This window comes from Curtobacterium sp. MCPF17_051 (genome assembly GCF_003234595.1).
In the GTDB taxonomy this organism is placed as follows: domain Bacteria; phylum Actinomycetota; class Actinomycetes; order Actinomycetales; family Microbacteriaceae; genus Curtobacterium; species Curtobacterium flaccumfaciens.
Window position 1 is genome coordinate 57,126 of record NZ_QKSE01000004.1, and the last position, 23,265, is coordinate 80,390.

General features: G+C 72.7%; 21 protein-coding genes. 11 read left to right on the forward strand and 10 right to left on the reverse strand.

Features of this window, described 5'->3' with window-relative positions; genetic code table 11:
* The first annotated feature begins 16 nt into the window (after positions 1-16).
* Positions 17-1,495, forward strand: coding sequence for an aminotransferase class I/II-fold pyridoxal phosphate-dependent enzyme (locus DEJ35_RS04085; protein WP_111090449.1), 1,479 nt, complete (start codon positions 17-19; stop codon positions 1,493-1,495).
* Between the two features lie 93 nt (positions 1,496-1,588).
* Here DEJ35_RS04085 and DEJ35_RS04090 read toward each other — a convergent pair whose 3' ends face one another.
* The gene (locus tag DEJ35_RS04090; protein WP_111192101.1) at positions 1,589-3,034 is read right to left on the reverse strand and encodes an amidase; all 1,446 of its coding nucleotides are present in this window, start codon (positions 3,032-3,034) and stop codon (positions 1,589-1,591) included.
* Positions 3,035-3,104: 70 nt separating this feature from the next.
* Between DEJ35_RS04090 and DEJ35_RS04095 the strand changes: the two genes are divergently transcribed.
* From DEJ35_RS04095 to DEJ35_RS04105, 3 genes are read left to right on the forward strand one after another with little or no spacing between them, the layout of a single operon-like run.
* A complete protein-coding gene (locus tag DEJ35_RS04095; RefSeq protein WP_110859035.1) occupies positions 3,105-3,404 on the forward strand; it encodes a hypothetical protein in 300 nt (99 codons plus the stop codon).
* 44 nt (positions 3,405-3,448) lie between these two features.
* Positions 3,449-5,122, forward strand: a complete 1,674-nt coding sequence (locus tag DEJ35_RS04100) for an ABC-F family ATP-binding cassette domain-containing protein (RefSeq protein WP_111192102.1) — start codon at positions 3,449-3,451, stop codon at positions 5,120-5,122.
* Positions 5,123-5,145: 23 nt separating this feature from the next.
* Positions 5,146-6,057 carry a L,D-transpeptidase gene (locus tag DEJ35_RS04105; RefSeq protein WP_111192103.1) on the forward strand — a complete coding sequence of 304 codons (912 nt, stop codon included), beginning with the start codon at positions 5,146-5,148 and terminating at the stop codon, positions 6,055-6,057.
* A gap of 7 nt (positions 6,058-6,064) precedes the next feature.
* Here DEJ35_RS04105 and DEJ35_RS04110 read toward each other — a convergent pair whose 3' ends face one another.
* From DEJ35_RS04110 to DEJ35_RS04120, 3 genes are read right to left on the reverse strand one after another with little or no spacing between them, the layout of a single operon-like run.
* A complete protein-coding gene (locus DEJ35_RS04110; protein WP_111192104.1) occupies positions 6,065-7,345 on the reverse strand; it encodes a cytochrome P450 in 1,281 nt (426 codons plus the stop codon).
* A gap of 27 nt (positions 7,346-7,372) precedes the next feature.
* Complete coding sequence (locus DEJ35_RS04115) at positions 7,373-7,945, reverse strand: gluconokinase (RefSeq protein WP_111192105.1); 573 nt, start codon at positions 7,943-7,945, stop codon at positions 7,373-7,375.
* A complete protein-coding gene (locus DEJ35_RS04120) occupies positions 7,942-9,498 on the reverse strand; it encodes a GntP family permease (protein ID WP_220036872.1) in 1,557 nt (518 codons plus the stop codon). The genes DEJ35_RS04115 and DEJ35_RS04120 overlap by 4 nt, the downstream gene beginning before the upstream one ends.
* 207 nt (positions 9,499-9,705) lie before the next feature.
* Between DEJ35_RS04120 and DEJ35_RS04125 the strand changes: the two genes are divergently transcribed.
* Complete coding sequence (locus DEJ35_RS04125; RefSeq protein ID WP_181430093.1) at positions 9,706-10,404, forward strand: FadR/GntR family transcriptional regulator; 699 nt, start codon at positions 9,706-9,708, stop codon at positions 10,402-10,404.
* Between the two features lie 124 nt (positions 10,405-10,528).
* Here DEJ35_RS04125 and DEJ35_RS04130 read toward each other — a convergent pair whose 3' ends face one another.
* The 5 genes from DEJ35_RS04130 to DEJ35_RS04150 all read right to left on the reverse strand — a co-directional run bounded on the left by DEJ35_RS04130 (position 10,529) and on the right by DEJ35_RS04150 (position 13,964).
* On the reverse strand, positions 10,529-11,134 hold the full coding sequence (locus tag DEJ35_RS04130) for a GNAT family N-acetyltransferase (RefSeq protein ID WP_110859041.1): 606 nt from the start codon (positions 11,132-11,134) through the stop codon (positions 10,529-10,531).
* 9 nt (positions 11,135-11,143) lie between these two features.
* Complete coding sequence (locus tag DEJ35_RS04135; protein WP_110859042.1) at positions 11,144-11,827, reverse strand: uracil-DNA glycosylase; 684 nt, start codon at positions 11,825-11,827, stop codon at positions 11,144-11,146.
* Between the two features lie 5 nt (positions 11,828-11,832).
* Entirely contained in the window at positions 11,833-12,552 is a 720-nt protein-coding gene (locus tag DEJ35_RS04140) for a Type 1 glutamine amidotransferase-like domain-containing protein (protein ID WP_110859043.1), read from the reverse strand.
* The gene (locus tag DEJ35_RS04145) at positions 12,549-13,076 is read right to left on the reverse strand and encodes a phosphoribosyltransferase (protein ID WP_051596753.1); all 528 of its coding nucleotides are present in this window, start codon (positions 13,074-13,076) and stop codon (positions 12,549-12,551) included. The genes DEJ35_RS04140 and DEJ35_RS04145 overlap by 4 nt, the downstream gene beginning before the upstream one ends.
* 114 nt (positions 13,077-13,190) lie before the next feature.
* On the reverse strand, positions 13,191-13,964 hold the full coding sequence (locus DEJ35_RS04150) for an SDR family oxidoreductase (protein WP_111192106.1): 774 nt from the start codon (positions 13,962-13,964) through the stop codon (positions 13,191-13,193).
* Positions 13,965-14,087: 123 nt separating this feature from the next.
* Here DEJ35_RS04150 and DEJ35_RS04155 point away from each other — a divergent pair, with 123 nt between their 5' ends.
* The 6 genes from DEJ35_RS04155 to DEJ35_RS04180 all read left to right on the forward strand — a co-directional run bounded on the left by DEJ35_RS04155 (position 14,088) and on the right by DEJ35_RS04180 (position 21,634).
* Positions 14,088-15,176: an acyltransferase family protein gene (locus DEJ35_RS04155; RefSeq protein ID WP_111192107.1), complete on the forward strand. Its 1,089-nt coding sequence runs from the start codon at positions 14,088-14,090 to the stop codon at positions 15,174-15,176.
* A gap of 279 nt (positions 15,177-15,455) precedes the next feature.
* On the forward strand, positions 15,456-16,787 hold the full coding sequence (locus DEJ35_RS04160) for a bifunctional o-acetylhomoserine/o-acetylserine sulfhydrylase (RefSeq protein ID WP_071404574.1): 1,332 nt from the start codon (positions 15,456-15,458) through the stop codon (positions 16,785-16,787).
* Between the two features lie 276 nt (positions 16,788-17,063).
* Positions 17,064-18,266 carry a homoserine O-acetyltransferase gene (locus tag DEJ35_RS04165; protein ID WP_110859046.1) on the forward strand — a complete coding sequence of 401 codons (1,203 nt, stop codon included), beginning with the start codon at positions 17,064-17,066 and terminating at the stop codon, positions 18,264-18,266.
* A 133-nt stretch (positions 18,267-18,399) separates the two neighbouring features.
* Entirely contained in the window at positions 18,400-19,557 is a 1,158-nt protein-coding gene (locus DEJ35_RS04170) for a sensor histidine kinase (protein ID WP_110859047.1), read from the forward strand.
* A complete protein-coding gene (locus DEJ35_RS04175; protein ID WP_110859048.1) occupies positions 19,554-20,876 on the forward strand; it encodes a hypothetical protein in 1,323 nt (440 codons plus the stop codon). The genes DEJ35_RS04170 and DEJ35_RS04175 overlap by 4 nt, the downstream gene beginning before the upstream one ends.
* Before the next feature lie 86 nt (positions 20,877-20,962).
* Positions 20,963-21,634 carry a response regulator transcription factor gene (locus DEJ35_RS04180; protein WP_017888182.1) on the forward strand — a complete coding sequence of 224 codons (672 nt, stop codon included), beginning with the start codon at positions 20,963-20,965 and terminating at the stop codon, positions 21,632-21,634.
* Positions 21,635-21,803: 169 nt separating this feature from the next.
* On the opposite strand, the gene DEJ35_RS04185 is transcribed toward DEJ35_RS04180, so the two are convergent.
* On the reverse strand, positions 21,804-23,069 hold the full coding sequence (locus tag DEJ35_RS04185; RefSeq protein WP_110859049.1) for an MFS transporter: 1,266 nt from the start codon (positions 23,067-23,069) through the stop codon (positions 21,804-21,806).
* Positions 23,070-23,265: the final 196 nt, after the last annotated feature.

Sequence of the window (23,265 nt, forward strand, 5' to 3'; positions counted from 1 at the left end):
CGGGTAGACGGGATCCATGAGCGGCGACCTCGACCAGACCCAGGCACCCTTCCTCGACGCGCTCCGGGACTACCACGCCCGAGACCGCTACGGCTTCTCGCCACCGGGCCACCGGCAGGGCCGCGGCGTCGACGCCGACACCCTGGCCGTGCTCGGCAAGGACCCGTTCCGCGCCGACGTGCTCGCCAGCGGCGGACTCGACGACCGGAAGTCCTCGAACGGGTACCTGACCACCGCGGAGTCCCTGATGGCCGAGGCCGTCGGTGCCGACACGGTCTTCTTCTCGACGTGCGGGAGCTCCCTGTCGGTGAAGGCGGCGATGCTCGCGGTCGCCGGCGTCGAGGGCGGGATCCTGGTCAGCCGTGACGCGCACAAGTCGGTGACCGCCGGCCTGGTGTTCTCCGGGCTGCAGCCGTACTGGGTGGAGCCGCGCCTCGACCGTGACCAGGGGATCTCCCACCCGCCGTCGCCCGCCGACTACGCCGCGGTGTGGGACGAGCACCCGGACGCCGCCGCCGCACTCGTGGTCAGCCCGACCCCGTACGGCACCTGCGCGGACATCGCCGGCATCGCGGCGGTGTGCCACGAGCGCGGCAAGCCCCTCATCGTCGACGAGGCCTGGGGTGCGCATCTGCCCTTCTCCGAGCAGCTGCCCTCGTGGGCGATGGACGCCGGCGCCGACGTCTGCGTGACGAGCGTGCACAAGATGGGCCTCGGCTTCGAGCAGGGGTCCGTGCTGCACCTCCGTGGCGACCTCGTCGACCACGACCACCTGTGGTCCTGCGCGGACATGCTCATGACGACGAGCCCGAACGTGCTCGTCTACGCGGGCATGGACGGCTGGCGTCGGCACATGATGCGCGACGGCACTGGGCTGATCGCGCGGACCATCGTGCTCGCCGAGCAGACCCGGCAGCGCATCGAGGCGATCGACGGCATCCACGTCCTGCACGACGAGCTGCTCGGGGCGGAGGCATCGCACCAGCTCGACCCGATGCGCATGCTGCTCGACGTCGAAGCGCTCGGGATCACCGGGTACCAGGCGCACGACTGGGTCCGCGAACACCACCGGCTCGACCTCGGGCTCTCCGACCACCGGCACCTCGGCATCGACGTGTCGCTGGCTGACGACGACTTCACCACCGACCGGCTCGTGCACGCCCTGCAGTCGCTCGCCGTGGCGGCACCGGACCTGCCGCAGACGCCGCCGGTCCGCATCCCGGAACCGTCGGGCCTGCTGCTCGAGTCGGTGATGACACCCCGCGACGCCTTCTTCGGCGCGGTCGAGCTCGTGCCCGCCGACCAGGCAGCGGGGCGGATCGCGGCCGAGCAGGCGACCCCGTACCCGCCCGGGATCCCGGCGTACGTGCCCGGAGAGCGGCTGACGGCCGAGGTGATCGACTACCTGCGCAGCGGGCTCGAGGCCGGGATGGTCATTCCGGACCCCACCGACGGGAGCCTCGGCGTGATCCGGGTGGTGCGGGAGACGAGCTGAGCGGGCGCACGAGCCCTGCGACGATCCACGCGTCGTTCGACTGGTGGTCTGTCGGAGAACGCGTGTTTGTGGGACCCGGCACCGGGCCTCCCGTCAGGCGGTCCAGGCGGCCGGGTGCCGCCGCTGCCAGCGCAACCGGCGCTCGAGCTGCGCGCCGATCGCGAGCAGGACGCGCTCGCCGCCGGGGCGTCCGATCAGCTGCACGCCCATCGGCAGCCCGCCGCCGTCGGGGTGGTCGTCGTCGGTCACGCCGACGGGCAGGGTGATCGCGGGGAGCCCGGACACGTTCGCCATCGACGTCCACGGCGAGTAGGCGCACTGGCGGCGGAAGTCCTCGTCCGGGTCGTCGCCGTACCAGCCGAGGGGCCGCGGCGTCATCGCGAGGGTCGGCGTGAGCACCGCGTCGAACCGGTCGAAGGCGCCGATGAGCGTCGTCGAGAAGGCGTCGAGCGTCGTCATCGCGTCGAGGACCTGCGTGCCGGACAGAGCCTGTCCGCGGGCCACGAGCCACGCCACGAGCGGGGTCAGCGACGTCGGGTCGATACCGGGCACCTGCGGCAGGCGGGCGGCGGAGCTCTCCCACGCCACCCGGAACGCGTCGGCGTACGGCACCCGGGGCATCCGGACGTCCTCGACGCCGTGCCCGACCTCGCCGAGCACCCGCACGGCGGTCTCCACGGCGGCCCGGGCCGCGGGGTCGACGACCACGTCGACGGTGTCGTCCCACGGCGACCCCTCGAGCACCCCGACGACGAACCGGCCCTCGCCGCGGACGGCTGCCGCGGTGAACGGCCCCTCGCCGACGTCGGGGGTGACGAGGGCGTAGGGCGACGGCTCCGGCAGCCCGGTCGGCGCGACCAGCGCGTCGAGCAGCATGCCCGCGTCGGCGACGGAGCGGGTGAGCGGCCCGGCCACGGACAGGCCGCCGACGCCGGAGCGGCCGGGCATCGACGGCACGCGGCCGCGGCTCGGCTTCAGCCCGACGAGTCCGGTCGCCGCGGCGGGGATCCGCACCGATCCGCCGCCGTCCGACCCGACCGCGGCCGGCAGCAGTCCGGCGGCGACGGCGACGGCCGCACCGCTCGACGACCCGCCCGGCGCGCGCGCGGTGTCGTAGGGGTTCCGCGTCACGCCGAGCCGGGTCTCGGACGACGAGGACATGCCGAACTCCGGTGACGCGGTCTTGCCGAGGCTGACGGTGCCGGCCGCGTCGAGCGCGGCGACGAGCGGGTGGTCGGTCGACGCGGGACGCTCCGGCAGGCTCGCGGTGCCGTTCCGCGTGGGGACCCCGGCGCGGTCGTACAGGTCCTTGTCGGCGGACGGGAGGCCCCACAACGGTCTCGACGTCGGCAGCAGGTGACCGAGGCGATCGGCTCGGGCCCGGGCCGCGTCCGCGGTGACCGTCACGAAGGCGCCGAGTCCGGCGTCCAGGCGTTCCACGCGGGCCAGGTAGTGCTCGGTGACCTCGAGGGCGGTCGCCTCGCCCCGGCGGATCCAGTCCCAGAGTTCCTGTGCGGAGAGGTGGTGGAGTTCGAACACGGCTCCGAGCCTAGGCGGCGGTGGCCCGTGCGTGCCCGGCCGATGCTCCGGTGCCCCGTATCCTTCGACGGTGGACACCACTCTCCCCTCCGGCACGACGAAGCGCCGGATCGAACTCCGGCTCGTCCGGCCCCTGTTCGCCTGGTTCGCCCGGCCGACCGTCACCGTCGACGGGGTGGGGCACCCGGCCCAGTGGGGCACCGGCACGTGGGCGGTGCCGGACGACGGCGACACGGTGATCGGCGTGTACCTGTTCAACCGAGCGTGGCGGTTCGGGGCGGCATCGGTGTCGGTCGGCGGCGCGACGGCGCTCGAGTACCGGAGCGGGCTGCTGCCGGTGGGTGCGGGTCGACTGGCGCCCAGGGGCTGAGGGTCGCGCCCGGGGGTGCCGCTTCCGCGTGGGACGATGGGCGCATGACCGCCACGCTCGTCGCCAAGGGCCTGTCCGGCGGGTACGCCGCTCGCACGCTGTTCGACTCCCTCGACCTGACGGTGGCGCCGGGCGACGTGATCGGGGTCGTCGGCGTGAACGGTGCCGGCAAGTCCACGCTGCTCCGGCTGCTGGCCGGGGTCGACGAGCCGCTGGCCGGCACGGTGTCCCTGGCGCCGACGGACGCGTTCGTGGGGTGGCTCCCCCAGGAGCACGAGCGCATCGCGCGCGAGACCGTCGCGGCGTACCTCGGGCGGCGGACCGGCTGCACCGAGGCGACCGTGACGATGGACGCGGCGGCGGCGGCGCTCGGGGACCCCGATGCCGGCGACGCAGCGGCCGACCGGTACTCGACGGCGCTCGACCGCTGGCTCGCCGCGGGGGCCGCCGATCTGGAGGACCGGATCCCGGCGGTGCTCGCCGACCTCGGGCTCGAACCCGGCACCGGCGACTCCGGTGCGGACGGCGTCGGCCCGGACTCCCTGATGACCGCGCTGTCCGGTGGGCAGGTCGCCCGCGTCGGGCTCGCCGCGCTGCTGCTGTCGCGGTTCGACATCGTCCTGCTCGACGAGCCGACCAACGACCTCGACCTGGACGGCCTCGACCGGCTCGAGGCGTTCGTGCGCGGTCTGCGCGGCGGGGTGGTGCTCGTCAGCCACGACCGTGAGTTCCTGGCGCGCTCGGTGACCTCGGTGCTCGAGCTCGACCTGGCGCAGTCGTCGAACCGGCTGTTCGGCGGCGGGTACGACTCGTTCCTCGAGGAGCGCGAGATCGCCCGGCAGCACAAGCGTGACGCGTACGACGAGTTCGCGTCGACGAAGGCCGACCTGGTCTCGCGGGCACGGACGCAGCGCGAGTGGTCGAGCCAGGGTGTCCGGAACGCCATGAAGAAGAGCCCGGACAACGACAAGATCCGCCGCCGTGCCGCCTCGGAGTCGAGCGAGAAACAGGCGCAGAAGGTCCGGCAGATGGAGTCCCGCATCGCCCGGCTCGACGAGGTCGAGGAGCCGCGCAAGGAGTGGCAGCTCGAGTTCACGATCGGCAGCGCACCCAGGTCGTCGGCCGTCGTCGCGACGCTGTCGGACGCCACGTTCACCCAGGGCGACTTCACCCTCGGCCCGGTCTCGCTGCAGGTCGACGGCGGTGACCGGATCGGCATCACCGGTCCGAACGGCGCCGGCAAGTCCACCCTGCTGCGGGCACTGCTCGGCAAGCAGGCGCCGACGACGGGCACGGCCTCGCTCGGCTCGAGCGTCGCGGTCGGCGAGGTCGACCAGGCGCGTGCGGCGTTCACCGGTGACCAGCCCCTGGCAGCGGCGTTCGAGGCGATCGTGCCCGAGTACACCACCGCCGACGTCCGGACGCTGCTCGCGAAGTTCGGGCTGAAGGCGGACCACGTCGGCCGACCGGCCGCGGCGCTCTCCCCCGGCGAACGCACCCGGGCCGGGCTCGCGCTGCTGCAGGCCCGCGGGGTGAACGTGCTCGTGCTCGACGAGCCGACCAACCACCTCGACCTGACCGCGATCGAGCAGCTGGAGCAGGCGCTGGAGTCCTACGACGGGACCCTGCTGCTCGTCACACACGACCGGCGCATGCTGGAGACCGTCCGACTCGACCGGCAATGGCGGGTCGAGGGCGGAACCGTCACCGAACGCTGACGGATCGACCGAGGGGGCGCAGCATGCGACGCAACACCTGGATCGCGACGACCGCCGGGGTGGTAGTGCTCGCCGTCGCCGCCGTCGTCGTGGGGGCGACCGTCGGGTCACCGGCGCCGGAGCCGACCCGGGCGGCACGGGCGACGACGACACCGACCCCGAGCGCCACGCCGACGCCGACGCTCGCGGCCGTCCCCGCTGCACCGTCGGACGCGACCCTGGCCGCGCTGCCGTTGGCGTTCCACGACGCCGTCGTGCCGCAGTTGCTCGACGGCGGGGACGTGGAGCCCGAGGACACCTGGCAGATCGCGACCCCGCGCACGCCGCTCGTCGCCCTGTACGCGAGCCCGTCCAGCCGCGCCCGACCGGTGGCGACCCTGTCCCACCTGGTGTCGACGATCAACCGACCCGCGGCGACCGCGGTGTGGGGTCGCTCCCCCGGCCGGGACGGCGGGATGCTCCTGGTGTCGACGCCGTCCCGCAACCGCACCCCCGGTGACGGCGGCGACCCGGACGCGCCGAGCGCGACGTTCGCCTGGGCCCGGGCGTCCGACTTCACCGTGACGCGGACCGACCGGATGATCCGGGTCGACGTCGCCGCCAGCACGGTGTCCGTCGTCACCCGGACTGGCGAGGTCACCGCGACCGAGGTCGCGCGGCTCGGGACCCCGGAGGACCCCACACCGGCCGACACCGCCACCTACGTCGAGGCGGCGTACGTCGACACCCGCGTCGCGTACACGCAGGGCAACCCGATCATCCTGACCGGGGCGCACTCGTCCCGGATCCCGTCGTACGGCGGCAACGCCGCACTGACCGCGTTGCACTACTACCCGGACCCGACCGGCAGCTCGCACGGCTGCGTCCGGATCTCGGCGGAGATGACCCGGACCCTCGCCGCGCTTCCCGTCGGCACGCCGATCCGGTTCGACTGAGACCGGGTCAGTGGAAGGGGCAGCGGCCCCGGACCTCGCCACCCGAGGCCGGCTTCGTCGGCAGCCGGCGGCGGTCCACCTGCAGCCCGTCGTCGAGGATCGTCAGCCGCGGGTCGCTCAGCACCGAGACCGCGGCCGCGAGCGCGGCGACGGCGACCTTCTCGCCGGGGCACCGGTGCCCGGTGGCGACGTCGGCGCCGCCGTGCGGGACGAACGTCGTGATCGCCTCGGAGTCGTCCACGCCGACGAACCGCGAGGGGTCGAAGTCGCCCGCTCGGTCCCACGAGTGCTCGTCGGTGTCGGTCCCGGTGATGTCGAGCACCACGCGACCGCCGGCGGGCAGGTGCTCGCCGTCGAGCTCGACGTCGGTGGTGGCCCAGGCCGGCAGCATCGGCACGAACGGCGCGGTCCGGCGGATCTCCTGCGCGAAGGCGACGGCGAGCGGGCCGTCGACGCGCGGCCCGTCCGCGGTGTCGGCCGCCCCGCTCTCGGCGGCGATCCGTGCCCGCCACTCCGGCCGGTCGTGCAGCTCCTTCGCCGCGAACGCCACGAACCGGGCCACCGCGATGGCCGGCCGGATGCTGTTCTGCAGTTCGATGCCGGCCAGCCGCGCCGGCAGCAGCGCCCCGGAGGGGTCCCGGTGCCACGCCCACTCGTGCAGGGCGGTGTGCGGCTCAGGGGCCAACCGGCCACCGCGCACGGCCTCGACCAGCCGCCGGGCGTGTCGGTCCGACCAGTGCCGGTTCAGGACGGCCTGCAGGTACTCCGGTGAGTAGGGCACCCCGAAGCCGTCGACGACCTGGGCGAGCCGGGCCGCCCACCGGGTCTTCGCCGCCGGCGTCCCCGGCAGTCCGGCCCACCGCATGACCGCACGGCCGATCGCGCCGACGGCAGCGTCGTACGCAGACCGGGTGCCGCCGGCGAGCCACGCGTCGCGTTCGGTCGCCCACTCCCGGGTCAGCAGGGGTGCGAGCCGCCGGACCTGCTCGTCCTCGTACGCGACGTCGACGAAGGTCGCCTTGCGGTGGTGGTGCTCCGCCCCGTCGAGGCTGTGCACCGACCCGACACCGAACAGCGTCCGCTGCACGATCGCCGGCATCGCGCCGTGGCGTGCCGTGCGGTCGCCGTCGTAGAACAGCCCGACGCCCTCGGCGCCACGCACGAGCAGCGCCGGACGTCCGAGCAGTCGGAAGCCCACCGCTCGCGCCCCCGGACGGGTCCGGCGCCACAGGTGGGCACCGAACCCGTAGCCGCGGGTCAGGAGCGAGAGGGAGTCGTCGATCGCCATGCCGCCATGCTGCCGAGCGCCACCCGATCAGGCTCTCGGGATCCGGACCAGTCCGAGCCGCGCCACGACCTCGGCGCTCTCCGCTTCGGGGGTGCGGTCGGCGGCGATCGTCACGTGGGCCTCGTCGGGTTGCGGCGGCTCGAGCGTGGCGAGCTGCGACTGCAGCAGCGACGTCGGCATGAAGTGCCCGGAACGCTCGGACATCCGCTCCTCGATGAGCGCGCCGTCACCGGCCACGTGCACGAACACCACCCCGGGGGCCCGCAGCACGTCGCGGTACGAGCGCTTCAGGGCCGAGCAGGTCACGACGCCGTTCGTGCCGGCGTCCAGGTGTCCGCGGATCCAGCCGGCGACGACGTCGAGCCACGGCCAGCGGTCCTCGTCGGTGAGCGGGGTGCCCGCGTGCATCTTGTCGACGTTCGCCTGTGGGTGCATCGCGTCGCCCTCGGCGAACTCCCACCCGATCTGCTCCGCCACCATGGCGGCGACGGTCGACTTGCCGGACCCGGAGACCCCCATCACCACCAGGACACGTGCTTCCAGCCCGGTGTCGGCCGCCCCGGCAGCATCGGCCGCACCGAGGTCTGCTGCGCCGCTCATCGGATGAACACCCCGGCCAGCAGGACCCCGACCAGACCGAACACCGAGATGAGGCACTCGAGCACCGTCCACGTCTTGAACGTCTGCCCCACCGTGGTGCCGAGGTACCCCTTCACCAGCCAGAACCCGGCGTCGTTGACGTGCGACAGGAACACCGAGCCGGCTCCGATCGCGAGCACGAGCAGCGACGTCATCGGCGTCGACAGGTCGGCGGCGATCGGCGCCATGATGCCGGCGGCGGTCACGGTGGCGACCGTGGCGGACCCGGTCGCCACGCGGACCAGGGCCGAGACGACCCAGGCGACGAGCAGCACCGAGACGCCGGAGTCCTTGACGGCGTCGGCGATCACGCCGCCGATCCCGGTGTCGATGAGCACCTGCTTGAAGCCACCGCCGGCGCCGACGATGAGCAGCACCCCGGCGATCGGGGGCAGCGCGCTCTCGAGCGACTTCGACACCGCCGAGCGGTCCATGCCACCGCCGATCGCGAAGAAGACCATCGCGTAGACGGCCGCGATGCCGATGGCGATCATCGGCGAACCGAGGAAGTCGAGCAGGCTCACCCACGAGCCGGCGGCGTCGGGGGCGGTGGCCTCACGGATCGCCTGGGCGAGCATGAGCACGACCGGCAGCAGGATGCCGACCAGGGCGACGGTGAACGACGGGCTGCGCGGTTCGCTGATGACGCGCGTGAAGTCGCTCTTGCCGTTGGGCAGGGACGCGGTGTCCTGCGTGACGGGGCCGCGCCGGGCCTGGCGTCCGGGGTGTGCCGGGTCGTCCACGAATGCGGCGGACCCGGAACCCGACCCCGAGCCCGGGCCGGCGGTGGCGACCGCCCCGCGCGACCCGAACATGTCGGGGACGGGGATGTCGACCCAGCGGGCCGCGAACCGGGCGAAGAGCGGCCCGGCCAGGATGATCACCGGGATCGCCAGCACGATGCCGAAGGCGAGCGTGGTGCCGAGGTTCGCGCCGACGGTGGAGATCGCGACGAGCGGGCCGGGGTGCGGCGGGACGAACGCGTGCATCGTCGACAGGCCGACCAGGGCGGGGACGGCGATCTTCATGATCGGCACCTCGCTCCGCTTGGCGACCAGCACGATGATGGGGATGAGCAGGACGAGGCCGACCTCGAAGAACATCGGCAGCCCGATGAGCGCCCCGATCAGGGCCATCGTCCACGGCAGCGCCGCCTTCGACGACTTCCGCACCAGGGTGTCCACGACACGGTCCGCTGCGCCCGAGTCGACGAGCATCTTGCCGAACATCGCCCCCAGCCCGACCAGGATGCCGACGCTCGTCATGGTCGCGCCGAAGCCGTCGCCGAAGCTCGTGACCGCCTTGTCCGGCGCGAGGCCTGCGCCGATCCCGACGCCGAGCGCACCGATCGTGAGCGCGATGAACGGGTGCACCTTGAGCCAGGTGATGAGCACGATGATCACCACGATGCCGACGAGCGCCGCGATGATCAGCTGCGGGATGGAACCGGACGGGTCGACCGTCTCGGTGGTGCCACCCGCGGCGAGCAGGTGGTCCGGGAGAGCGTGAGGCATCAGCGCCCCTTCCTGGAGTCGCTGCTGCGCGGCTCCGTCGCCTTCGTGTCGAGGGTGGACTGGCGCGACGAACGCCGACCCTCAATAATCTGATTAATCAGACTATACGACGTCGTCCCGCGCGCCGACCGCCCGTCTCCGGAGTCTGCCGCTTCGATGGGACCGGCGTCACGGCGACCGCGTGACCCGTACTGCACGGAGGAAACGATGCCCACCGCACGCGGACTGCACGCCCACGTGCTCGACACCCTGGGCCAGCGGATCGTCGACGGCGACCTGGCCGCGGGCGCCGTCGTCCGACCCGAACTGGTGGCCGACGAGTTCGGGGTGTCCCGCTCGGTCGTCCGCGAGGCCCTGCGCGTCCTGCAGTCCCTCGGCCTGGTCGAGCCCCGGCAGCGGGTCGGCACGCTCGTCCGCGACATCACCGCGTGGGAGCTGCTCGCCCCCACGGTGATCCGGTGGCGCGGCGGATCACCGGCGTACTTCGTGCAGCAGCGGGAGCTCGTCGAACTCCGACTCGGCGTCGAACCGGTCGCGGCGTCCCTGACCGCCGGCTCCGAGGGCGCGGACGCCGTGCTCGCAGCCGCCGAGGACATGCTCGACGCCTGCGGACGCGAGGACAGCCGCGCCTACCTGGAGGCCGACGTCCGCTTCCACCGTGCACTGCTCACCGGGTCGGGGAACGCCGTGTTCGCGCACTTCGCCGGCACGGTCGAGGCCCTCCTGCGCACCCGCACGTCGGAGTCGCGCGACCCCATCACGCGCTGGACGCGCGAGGCGGCGCTCCGGCACGAGGCCGTCGGGCGCGCAGCGGTCGACGGTGACGCGGACGCCGCGGCGGCGGCGGCCACCGCGCTGCTCCGCGTGACGCGCGACGAGTTCATCACCGAGGCCCCGGCGGGCTGACCCGGCCACGGCGGTCCGACGCGACCCGGAGACGGCCTGGAGGCGCGTGCCGGGCCCGCCACGGGCCTCCCGTCCGCACTGCCCACGTTCTCGTGCGTGACGCGCGTCGACCGCGTCGGGTCCGTCAGCGTCGTCGTGCGAACAGCCGCGGGCCGCGCAGGCGGAGCCGCATCGTGACGGTGCCGAGCCAGCGGTCGTACTTGTAGCCGACCTTCCCCATCCGGCCGACCTCCTCGAAGCCGAGCCGCTCGTGCAGCCGGATCGACGCCTCGGCCTGGCGGTCCGCGATGACGGCGACGACCTCGCGCACGCCGGCCGACCGGCACTCGTCGAGCAGCGCCTCCATCAGTGCGCGGCCGAGCCCCTTGCCACCGGACGCGGCGCCGAGGTAGATCGAGTCCTCGACGACGTGGTTCGAGCGGTCCCGGGGGTTCCACGCGTCGACCAGGGCGTACCCGAGGATCTGTCCGGCAGGGTTCTCCGCCACCAGGAACGGCAGGCGGCGCTTCCGGATGTCGTCGTAGCGCTTCTTCCACGCGGCGTAGGTGAACGCCGCCGGGTCGAAGGTCACCGACGAGTTGCGGACGTAATGCGTGTGGATCTCGCGCACGTGGGGCAGGTCCCCCACCTCGGCCGCACGGATGCGGTACTCGAAGGCCGTCTCGGTCGCCACGGGGGCACGCAGGTGTCGCGGCAGGACCCGCCGTCGCTGGTATTCCTCCTCGAGCACGTGCCGAGCCTACTGAGCGGGCAGCGTCCAGTCGACGGGCGGTGCGCCCTGCGACTCGAGCAGGGCGTTCACCTGCGAGAACGGGCGGCTGCCGAAGAACCCGCGCGACGCGCTGAGCGGGCTCGGGTGGGCCGACGCGACGACCGGGGTGTCACCGAGGAGCGGTCGCACCGACCCGGCCTGGGCGCCCCAGAGCACGGCGACGAGCGGGCCGCCACGGGCGACGAGGGCACGGACGGCCTGGTCGGTCACCGCCTCCCAGCCCTTGCCGCGGTGACTGCCGGCCTCGCCCGCCTGCACGGTGAGCACCCGGTTGAGCAGCAGGACGCCCTGGTCGGACCAGGCCCGCAGGTCACCGTGCTGCGGCGGCGTCACCCCGAGGTCGTCGGCGAGCTCGCGGTAGATGTTCGCCAGGCTGCGCGGCACCGGACGGACGGCCGGGTCGACCGCGAACGACAGGCCGATCGGGTGGCCGGGCGTCGGGTACGGGTCCTGCCCGACGACCAGCACCCTGACGGCGTCGAACGGGGTCGTGAAGGCACGCAGGACGTCGCCGCCAGCGGGCAGGTAGTGACGGCCCGCAGTGGTCTCGTCCCGCAGCCATGCGCCGATCCGGTGCACGTCGGGCTCCACGGGTGCGAGCGCCGACGCCCAGCCGGGGTCGACCAGGTCGGCGAGCGGCCGGGGTTCCACGTCGGCTACGCGCCCATGGTGGCGACGGCCACCGACTCCTCGCCGGCCATCACGCGCCAGACGCTGCCGGTCCCGCGGACCTCGAGCGCGCCCTCGCCGACGACGAGCGTGGTGTCCTCGTCGATCGCGAGTCCGGCGGTGACGAACTCGGCCTCGGCGCTGGCGATGAGCCGCGCGAGCGTGCCGGCCTGCACCGCGTGCACGTCGATGGTCAGGTCGACCAGGCCGAGGCCCTCGCGGAGCTCGACCTCGTCCAGGCCCTCGGACGCCGCTTCGGGGCAGATCTCGACGCCGCCGATGCGCCAGCCGCCCACCAGGGCACGGTCGGCGGCGATCATCGCACCGGCCGAGTAGCCGAGGTAGGGCAGACCGTCGGAGACGAGCAGCCGGAGCTGGTCGACGAGCGGGGCGATCGCCGCCAGGTAGTCGGGGGTGACGCCGCCGCCGACCACCAGGGCGTCGACGTCGCTCAGGACGGTGGTGTCGAAGACCTGACCGGCTGCGACCTCGGTGACGAGCACCTCGGCCGTGCGCGGGCCGCCGAGGACCTCGGCGATGTCGGCGGTCGACGACGGGCTGCCGCCGTCCGGGCCCGCCACGGAGAGCAGGGCGATGCGCGGGGTGCTCCGGCCGACCGCTGCCGAACGGGCGGTGGCCTCGGCGAGGAACGGCGCTGCGGCGTCCGAGGCGGCGAACAGACCGCCGCCGACCAGGTGGATGCTCACGACTCGGCCGTCACGGGGGCGAGGGCGCTCCACGGGAACGTGATCCAGCCGTCGACCCGACGCCACACGTGGTCGGGTTCGAGGACGGTGCCGGGCTTCGAGTACAGGCAGGCGCTCCGGACGTCGGCACCGGCGTTCCGGATGATGTCGACCACCAGGCGCAGGGTGCGGCCGGAGTCCGACACGTCGTCGACGACGAGGACCCGCTTGCCCGCCAGGCTCGGGGCGTCGAGGGCGGGGGCGAGCACGACCGGCTCCTCCAGCCGCTGCTCGACGTCGGTGTAGAACTCGACGTTGATCGAGCCGCACTCCTTGGTGCCGAGCGCGTACGCCACGGCGCCGGCGATGATCAGTCCGCCGCGGGCGACGGCGACGACGACCTCGGGCTCGAAGCCGCTGGACAGGACGTCCTTGGCGAGCAGGCGTGCGGCGTCACCGAACTCGAGCCAGCCGAGTACCTCGGGCCCGCTCGTCACGGTCACGGTGGACGGAGCCGCGGGCTCGGGTTCGCTGCTGATCGGCATCCGACCACGGTACCGGCAGGGAGCCCACGCCCGCGACCCGCGCCCGCCGCCCGGGCGCTGCGTGGGGCCGGCGCGGGTCCGGCGCGGGTTGGGCGCGGGTCGGGCGCCGTCCGCTCAGCGGGGCGTCAGCGGGCCGCGGGCCAGCTTGTGCTGCGCCGACTGCGCCACCGGCCGGATCGTCACGAGGTCGAGGTTCACGTGGGCCGGCAGCTCCACGGCGTGCACGATCGCCTCGGCGACGTCGTCGGCCACGAGCGGCTCCGGCACGTCGTCGTACACCGCGGCGGCCTTCTGCTCGTCCCCGCGGAACCGGGTGAGCGCGAACTCGTCGGTCTTCACCATGCCCGGCGCGATCTCGACGACCCGGATCGGCTCCCCGTTCAGCTCGAGCCGGAGTGCGCCGACCAGGGCGTGCTCGGCGAACTTCGCGGCGTTGTAGCCGCCACCGTTCTCGTACGCGACGAACCCGGCGGTGCTGGTGACCGTGACGATGTCCGCTCCCCCGGACGCGCGAGCGCGATCGCGCAGGTGCGGCAGCAGCGCGGAGACGACATGCTTCGTGCCGATCACGTTGACCTCGAACATGGCGCGCCAGTCGTCGACGTCGGACTCCTCGACACTCGCCGAACCGAACGCCCCACCGGCGTTGTTCACGAGCACGTCGGCGCCGCCGAGGTCCGCCACCCGCGCGGCGAGCGCCGCCACGTCGTCGGCGTCCGTGATGTCGGCGACCAGGGTCTCGGCCCCGGTCTCCGCGGCGAGCGCCTCGAGCTTCGCGGCGCGGCGGGCCACGGCGAGCACGTCCCAGCCCCGCGACCGGAACAGCCGAACGGTGGCCGCCCCGATGCCCGAGCTCGCTCCGGTGACGACTGCGCGCCGTGCTGCCATGTGATCTGCCTCCTGCGTCGGTGACCGGGGCACGTCGTGGCCCGGTCCGTCCACCGTACCGAGCGGGACGGTTCCGGCACCGCACCGGGCCGTCCAGGTCACGATCCGGTAACGTGACCGGCGATGACGACGGATGCCGCCCCTCCCGCCCCCTCGGCCCCGGCGACGCAGTTCGAACCCGGTCGAGCCCCGCGCCGGATCCCGATGTGGGACACCGCGCGGTTCGTCGCGGTCACGCTCGTGGTCATCGGGCACGCGATCCAGCGGCAGACGCCGGCGAGCGAGCACGCCCTGGCCCTCTACACGTTCATCTACGCGTTCCACATGCCGGCGTTCGGCGTGATCAGCGGCTACTTCTCGTCGGCGGACACCCCGACCGCGAAGCGGATGCGCCGGACGATCACGGACATCGTCGTGCCGTACATCATCATGCAGACGATCTGGACCGTGGTGCAGGGCCTCGTCGAGGGCGGCAAGGACTTCAACCCGACGAAGCCGACGTGGACCCTGTGGTTCCTGCTGGCCCTGGGCATCTTCAAGCTGATCCTGCCGTACCTGGCGCAGCTGCGGTGGCCACTGTTCTGGGCGGTCGTGTTCAGCATCGGCGTCGGCTACTTCGACAACGTCGACTCGACGCTCTCGCTGTCCCGCGCGATCAGCCTGCTGCCGTTCTTCCTGCTCGGGTGGCAGGTCAAGCAGTGGGGCGTCTTCGACCGCTGGTACGAGGCGTCCCGTCGCACGGTCGTCCGGGTGCGGATCGCCGCCGTCGTGGTGTTCGCCGCCTGGGCGGTGTCGTGCGCGGTCTGGATCCCGCAGTTCAAGGAGTTCGACCTGCACCACTGGTTCTTCTACGACGACTCCTACTCGGGGCTCGGCGAGGACGCCTGGTGGGCGGGTGCGGTGCGGTTCGGCCTGATGCTGCTCGCGACCCTGCTGACGGCGTCGTTCCTGGTGCTCATCCCCCGTCGGAACATCTGGATCACGCAGTTCGGCGCCGCGACGATGTACGTCTACCTGCTCCACACGTTCGTCCTCTACCCGATCCGGGAGTCCGGCGTCCTGGCCGGCGAGCACTCGGCCTGGCCGTTCGTGCTCCTCATGGTCGTCATCGCGTGCGTCGTCAGCCTCTTCCTGGCGCAGCCCTTCGTGCGGCGCGGGATGCGGTGGCTGCTCGAGCCGAAGGTCGACTGGCTGTTCCGCCGCGACGCGTGACATTGCCGCGCAAGCAGTCGTCTTCGCTGCGCTCAGTCGGCAGCGCGCGACGTCGCGGCAGGCCGCGACCGATCCCCGTGGTCGCCGCCGTCAGCCCCGGGCACCATCCTGGCCTGGAGGCGCGGGGCGGGCCCGGCGGGTGCGTTACGTCCCGAGGCGGGTGCGGTGGTGCGGGCCCGGCCACCTGCGTACCGTGACACCCGACGCACAGCAGCGCCGAGCCTCCGGGCCGAGCGCAAGGCGACCCGACGACCAGCCGCACCGGACAGGAGCACCAAGATGACCGAGCACGACGCCGCGCAGTGGCAGTTCGAGACCACCCAGGTCCACGCCGGCGCACAGCCGGACCCGACCACGGGCGCCCGAGCGACGCCGATCTACAAGACGACCTCGTACGTCTTCGCGAACTCGGACGAAGCGCGCGACCTGTTCGCGCTCGCCAAGCCGGGCAACATCTACTCCCGGATCATGAACCCGACGAACGACGTCGTCGAGCAGCGGATCGCCGCGCTCGAGGGCGGGTCCGGGGCCCTGCTCGTCGCGTCCGGCCAGGCTGCCGAGACCTACGCGGTGCTGAACATCGCGGGGGCGGGTGACCACATCGTGTCGTCGTCGTCGATCTACGGCGGCACGTACAACCTGTTCAAGTACACGCTGGCGAAGCTCGGCATCGAGACGACGTTCGTCGAGGACCAGGACGACCTCGAGGAGTGGCGCCGCGCGGTCCGCCCGAACACGAAGCTGTTCTTCGCCGAGACCATCGGCAACCCGAAGATCAACGTCCTCGACATCACGGGTGTCAGCGACGTCGCCCACGAGTCCGGCGTCCCGCTGATCGTCGACAACACGATCGCGACGCCGTACCTGATCCGTCCGTTCGAGCACGGCGCCGACATCGTGGTGCACTCGGCCACGAAGTTCCTCGGTGGCCACGGCACGGTCATCGGCGGGATCATCGTCGACGGCGGGAAGTTCGCCTGGTCGCAGCACGCCGACCGGTTCCCGGAGTTCAACACGCCCGACCCGTCGTACCACGGTGCGGTCTTCGCCGAGGCGGTCGGCAACGAGCTCGCCTACATCGTGAAGGCCCGGGTGCAGCTGCTCCGCGACCTCGGTGCGTCGAACTCGGCGGACACGGCGTTCGCACTGCTGCAGGGCATCGAGACCCTGTCGCTCCGCATCGAGCGGCACGTGTCCAACGCGCAGGAGATCGCGGAGTGGCTCGACCAGCACCCCGACGTCGCCACGGTCGCCTACGCCGGTCTGCCGACGTCGCCCTGGTACGCCGCCGCGAACCGGTACGCGCCGAAGGGCGTCGGCGCCGTGCTGTCGTTCGAGCTCAAGGGCGGGGTCACCGCGGGCAAGGCGTTCGTCGACAACCTGCAGCTGTTCTCGCACCTGGCGAACATCGGCGACGTCCGCTCGCTCGTCATCCACCCGGCGTCGACCACGCACTCGCAGCTCACTCCCGAGCAGCAGCTCACCACCGGGGTCACGCCCGGCCTGGTGCGCCTGTCGGTCGGCATCGAGAACATCGCCGACCTGAAGGCCGACCTCGAGGCCGGGCTCGCCGCGGCCCGGGCGATCGCGCAGGAGAGCCAGCGCGCGTAGGGCTTGCGCGCCGCCTGTCTGCCTGCCCGCCTGCCCGCCTGTCGATGCGGGTGCATGTTGCGACGTCCCACGTGTCGATCGACGCGTGGGACGTCGCTCGTTGCACACGCATCCGGTACGTGCGCATCGTGCGACGATCCACGAGTCGAACGACGCGCACGATGTCGGAACATGCGTACGCACGCAACGGCCTGCGCGGCCCGGAGCCCGGCCGCGCGCCGGACGTGACGTAACACGGCGGCGGCGACCCGCGCCTCCCGGCAGACTGGACCCACGATGGACTGGCAGACGACCCCCGAGGACTCCGTCCCGTCCACCCTGGTGCCCGGCACCGAACTCGGCACACTCGGCAAGCCGCCCGTGACCGGTGCCTGGCGTCCCGGTGACCACCCGGGTGCACGCCACTTCGAGTCCCTCGGCGAGCAGTGGGTGCGCGGCGGTCGCCTCCCGTCCGTGCGCGTGGCCTACGAGACGTGGGGCACGCTCAACGCCGCCCGCGACAACGCGGTGCTCGTCCTGCACGCACTGACCGGTGACTCGCACGTCGCGGGCGCCCCCGGCCCGGGCCACCGCACAGCCGGCTGGTGGGGTGACGTCGTCGGGCCCGGCCGGGCGATCGACACCGACCGGTGGTTCGTGATCGCGCCGAACATGCTCGGCGGCTGCCAGGGCACCACCGGGCCGTCGTCGGTGTCGCCGACGGGCGCTGAGTGGGGCTCGCGGTTCCCGTTCGTGACGGTGCGCGACCAGGTCGAGGTGCAGGCGCAGCTCGCCGACCGGCTCGGCATCGAGACCTTCGCGGCGGTCGTCGGCGGGTCGATGGGCGGCATGCACGCCCTCGAGTTCGCGGTCTCGCACCCCGCGCGTGTGCAGCGTCTGGCTGTCCTGGCGTCGACGGCGCAGACCACCGCCGACCAGATCGCGGCGAACTCGCTGCAGCGGGCGGCGATCCAGATGGACCCGGCGTTCGCCGGCGGCGACTACTTCGAGGCCGAGGCCGGCGAGGGACCGCACCGGGGACTGTCACTGGCCCGGCGGATGGCGCTCATGACGTACCGCGCGTCGGACGAGCTGAACAGCCGCTTTGCGCGGTCCTGGCAGAGCGACGTCTCCCCGCTCGGCGACGACGGCCGGTTCTCCGTGGAGAGCTACCTCGACTTCCACGGCAACAAGTTCACGCGGCGGTTCGACGCCTCGAGCTACGTCACGCTGACGTACGCGATGGACTCGCACGACGTCGGTGCCGGGCGCGGCGGGGTGTCGGCCGCCCTCGGGCTGGTGACCGCGCGGACCCTGGTCGTGGGGATCTCGAGCGACCGGCTGTTCCCCGTCGAGGACCAGCACCGGATCGCCGCGGGCGTGCCGGACGCGCTCGACGGGGACACCGCAGCGGTGATCGAGAGCGAGTTCGGACACGACGGGTTCCTCATCGAGCACGAGCAGGTCGGGGCGCACCTGCGGCGGTTGCTCGAGCCCTGAGCGGGGCCTGCCGTCACCGCGGCGCGCCGAAGACCCCCCAACGGGTGGCGCGCGTGGAATGATGGCGTGGAGCCCGGCACTGACCGACGCTCGGTTTCCCGCACCACCCAGATCGTCACCAACCAGGACATCGATGGACTTCATCGCACAGGAACGCGACCGCTTGCTGCGGTCGGCGACCCGTGTCGTGGGCATCGTCTGCGCGCTCGTCAGCGTCGTGGGCATCCTCTCCGCGGCCGCCGTGCCCACGGCGTCCCTCATCGGCGCACTCCTCTGCATCGCCGCGATGATCACCGCGCTCGTGTGCTTCGGCCGCGGCGGTGAAGTGTGGTGGACCGCCGCCATCGTCGTCGCCGGGCTCGCCACGATGGTGTTGCTCTTCACCGGCGTCGACGACTCGGCGCGGCCCCTCGTCGCCAGCGCCGTCATGCCCCTGGCTGCCGGCGGGCTCTCGGCACCGCTGATGGCACAGCGCGGGCACCCGGTCGGTCTCGGCATCACCATCGCCGGCGGCGGTGCCGTGGTGGTGCTCATGGTCTGGGGATCGGGCTCGCTCCTGTCGACCCCGGTCAGCGGCGCACTGCTCGGGTGGATCCTGATGGCCGTCGTGGCGATCTGGATCTCGCGCAGCATCCCCCGCGTCGCCCGCCGCATCTACAGCATCGGCACCGCCCACCGCGCCGAACGGCAGGCCAGCGAGACCGAGGCGCAGCGCCGCCAGGGTGCCCGCCTGCTGCACGACACCGTGCTCGCGACCCTGACGCTGCTCGCGCACTCCGGCGTCGGCGTCTCCGAGCAGGCGATGCGCGAGCAGGCCGCCGAGGACGCCCGACTGCTGCGGCACCTGCGCCTCGGTGCGACCCCGCAGCCCTCGCAGTCCGGTGACTACTCGCTCACCCGTGAAGAAGAGTCACCGCTCGGGCAGACCCTCGAGTCGGTCAAGCAGCGCTTCGGCCGGATGGGGCTCGAGGTCAGCTGGCACGGCACCGGGCAGGTCCTGCTGCCGTCGAACGTGCTCGACGCGTTCCTGCTCGCGCTCGGCGAGTGCCTCGAGAACGTCCGTCGGCACGCCGGCGTCGGCGAGGCCCACGTCACGATCGTCCACGACAACGAGGTCGTCCGTGCGATGGTCACCGACTCCGGCGTCGGCTTCGACCTCACCACCGTCAGTGCCGAGCGACTCGGCTTCAAGGAGAGCGTCGTGAACCGCCTGCGCGAGGTCGGCGGCGACGCCAAGCTCTTCTCCGCGCCGGGCTCCGGCACCACCGTCGTCCTGGAGGCACCGCGATGACCCGGGTCCCCGAGGACACCATCGGCCGCCGCCTGCCCGGTGAGACGGCTCCGCCCGCACCCCGCACCCGCCGCGAGGCGCGTGAGCGGTACCGCACGAGCGAACGCCGCCAGGCCAGAGGGCTCCCGTCGACGTCCACCGGCGCCCGGTCCCTGCGGCAGGCCGCGAAGCCCGGCGCCTCGCTCGGTGCGGGGTACCTCGGCCTCGGCGCCGCGGTCCTCACCGCGATCGAGGCCGTCGCCGGCATCGCGTTCTTCCTGGTGCGCTGGAACGAGTACTCCGACCCGTGGCTGCCCGCCGTCGCCTGGGCGCTCTACCTCGTCGCGGCCGTCGGGGTCGGACTCAGCGTCCTGACCTACGGCGAACGCCTGACGGGTCCGGCCTTCGCGCTGATCTGCGTCGTGCTGGCCTGCGTCGTCACGCTCGACTTCATCGGCATCTGGCCCGAGCACGACATCGCACACACCGCCACGGCGTCGATGGCCGCGGGCTTCGCCCTGCTGCCGATCGCCACGCTCCGACCCGCCCGCGAGGTCGCCGCCGCCATCGGCGTGCTCGGCATCGCGTTCATCGTGATGGCCGTCGCGTCGACGCCGATCACGCACGACACCATGCCCGGCATCGTGTCCCTGCTGTCACTCGTCGTCGTGCCGCCGGCGCTCGCGCTGTACGTCGTGCAGCGGTTCCGCCAGCTCGTGCAGCGCGAACTCGACCGGGTGCTCGTGCAGAGCAACGTGCAGGCGCCGCAGTTCGCCGTCGGCATGCTCGCCTCGGACGAGCTCGCCCGGCTCGACCTGGCCGCCGAGAAGCTGCTCGACGCCGTCGCGAACGGCACCGACCCCCTGCCGTTGTCCGACGCCTCGAGCTCCGTCGCCGCGTCGCTCGCCACCGAGCTCCGCCTGCACCTGATCGAGGGACGCCGCGAGACCTGGCTCTACCACGCCATCACCGAGTCCGACCACCTCGGTCGCTCGGTGAGCGTCGCCGACCCGACCGCCCTGGCCGGGCACCTCTCCCCCACGCAGCGCGACGGGTTGCTGCAGGCGATCTGGCAGATGGTCGGCGACGGCCGCACCGCGCAGCCCGGCATGCCCGTCGTCTCCGTCACCCTCGGCCCGATCGGCTCCGACGGTCACCCGGTCAGCGACGACACGATGGACGTGCCCGTCGTGATCGAGTCCCGCGGGGTGCCCCGGCGCAGCCTCGGCCCGACGGCCTGGAGTGCCCTGCAGCGCATCGGCCCGTACACCGAGACCGTCCGCGACGGCACGCTGCACATCGTCGCCCACTGCGTCGTGAACCGACATCCGTCGATGTAGCTGCCGGACACCCGCACGCCTCACCGACTTCCGGCCCGCATCCTCCTAGGATCGGCCGAGCAACCGCACCGAGAAAGGACGCCAGCATGGCGACTCCAGAGGAACCGATCCGACTCGCACTGGTCGACGACCACAGGATGCTCCTCGGCGCGCTCACGGAGTGGATCCGGAACGCCGCCGACGACATCACCCTGGTGGCCGCCGTCACGACCTGGCCCGAGCTCCTGACGAGCCCGGCGTTCCCGGTCGACGTGGTGCTGCTGGACCTGGACCTCAAGGACTCCATCCCGGTGTCGCTGAAGATCTCGACGCTCAAGACCGCGGGCGTCAAGACCGTCGTGATGAGCACGTACTCGGAGCCGAACGTCGTGCGCGAGGCCCTCGGTGCCGGCGCCCTCGGGTACCTCGTCAAGAGCGAGGACGCCGACATGATCGTCGAGGCGATCCGCTCCGCCCAGCGCGGCGAGCAGTACGTCTCGGCCGAACTCGACCTCGCCATCAACAGCGGTGACGTCGGCGGTGTCCCGAAGCTCAGCGCCCAGGAGCGTCGCGTGATGGCCCTGTACGGCGGTGGCGAGCCCGTCAAGAGCGTCGCCTACCAGCTCGGCATCTCCGAGGAGACCGCGAAGAGCTACCTCAAGCGCATCCGCGAGAAGTACCGCGTCGCCGGCTTCGACGTGGGCACGAAGGTGGCGCTCCGGAAGCGTGCGATCACCGACGGCATCATCGTGCAGGACGGCAGCCCCCTGGGCCTGTAGCGCCGCGTGCACGCTGCGCTTCGTGCGCACAGATGGTCGGGTCCCGTCACGGGAACCGACCATTTCTGCTCACCATGGGCGGTCTCCCGCACCCACCGGACGGACGGGAGGCCCGTGGCGGCGTCGCCACGGGCCTCCCGTCCGTCGGTGCGCGCGCGCACCCCGCGTGTCAGGCCGTCGGGACCGGTGCGGTGATCGGACCGGTCGACGGCGACGAGGAGCGCAGCGACGCGCGACGGGTGCTCCGCCGCTCGACGGCGTAGCTCACCATCGTCACCAGCACACCGAGCAGCGCCAGGCCGATGCCCAGCCAGCCCGGTGCGAGGAACCCGAAGCCGGCGGCGATGACGGCACCGCCCAGGGCCGCACCGATCGAGTTGCCGATGTTGAACGCCGAGTGGTTCAGCGCCGCCGCGATCGTGCGGGCATCCCCCGCGACGTCCATCAGGCGCGACTGCACCGCCGGCGGGATCGCGGACGAGGTCGCCCCGAGCAGGAACGCGCCGAGCAGCATGCCCCAGAGCCACTGCGCCGTGAGGACGGTGAGGAGCAGCGCTCCGATCAGCGCGAACATGCCGACGTAGATGGTGCGCTTCACGCTGTGGTCGGCCAGGTGTCCGCCGAGCACTCCGCCGACGACCATGCCGATGCCCACGACGACGAGCACGATCGGCACGAACGACTCGGGCATGCCGGTGACGTTCTGCACGAGCGGCGAGATGTACGAGTACACCGCGAAGAACCCGCCGAACCCGACGGCGCCGAGACCCATCACGATCCACACCTGCGGCACACGGAACGCCCGGAGCTCACGACCGATCGTGGCGTGCTCGTCGCGGGCGCTCTTCGGCACGAAGGCCGCGACGGCCAGGAACGTCAGGGCGAACAGCGCGGCGACCACGCCGTAGGCTACCCGCCACCCGGCCACCTGTCCGACCCAGGTGATCGCCGGGACCCCGACGACGTTCGCGACCGACAGGCCGAGCAGGACCATCGCGATGCCCTTGCCGCGCTTGCCCGGGCCCATCATGTCGCCGGCGACGATCGACGCGATGCCGAAGTAGGCGCCGTGCGGCAGGCCCGCGACGAAGCGGGCGACGAGCACCAGACCGAACGAGGGCAGCAGCGCGCTCGCGATCGTCGCGACGACGAACCCGACGAGCAGCACGAGGATCAGGCCCTTGCGCGGGAACCGGGCGGACATCGCCGCGATGGTCGGCGCACCGACGACGACCCCGAGGGCGTACGCGCTGACGAGCCAGCCGGCGTGGGCGATCCCGGCGTCGGGGTCGATGCCGTACTGCTCGGGGAGCAGGGCCTGCGCGATGTTCGGCAGTAGTCCCATCGCGACGAACTCGGTCGAGCCGATGGCGAAGCCGCCGAGGGCGAGCGAGATGAGCGCGAGGGTGCGACGCGCAGGCGTGAGCTGTGACATGGGGCCTGTTCTCGTGACGGGAGGGTCTGGGCGGCCGTCACAGCGGGACTGCCGTTCGGGCAGCGCGGTCACGGCGGGGAGTGCCGGTCCGGGTTCAGCGGCGAACGGGACTGGCCGGGCGGTGTCGATCACCCGGTCTTCGCAGTGTAGACCGCTCCAAAGCCCCAACGGAAGCCGGACAGTGCCCGGTGGTCGC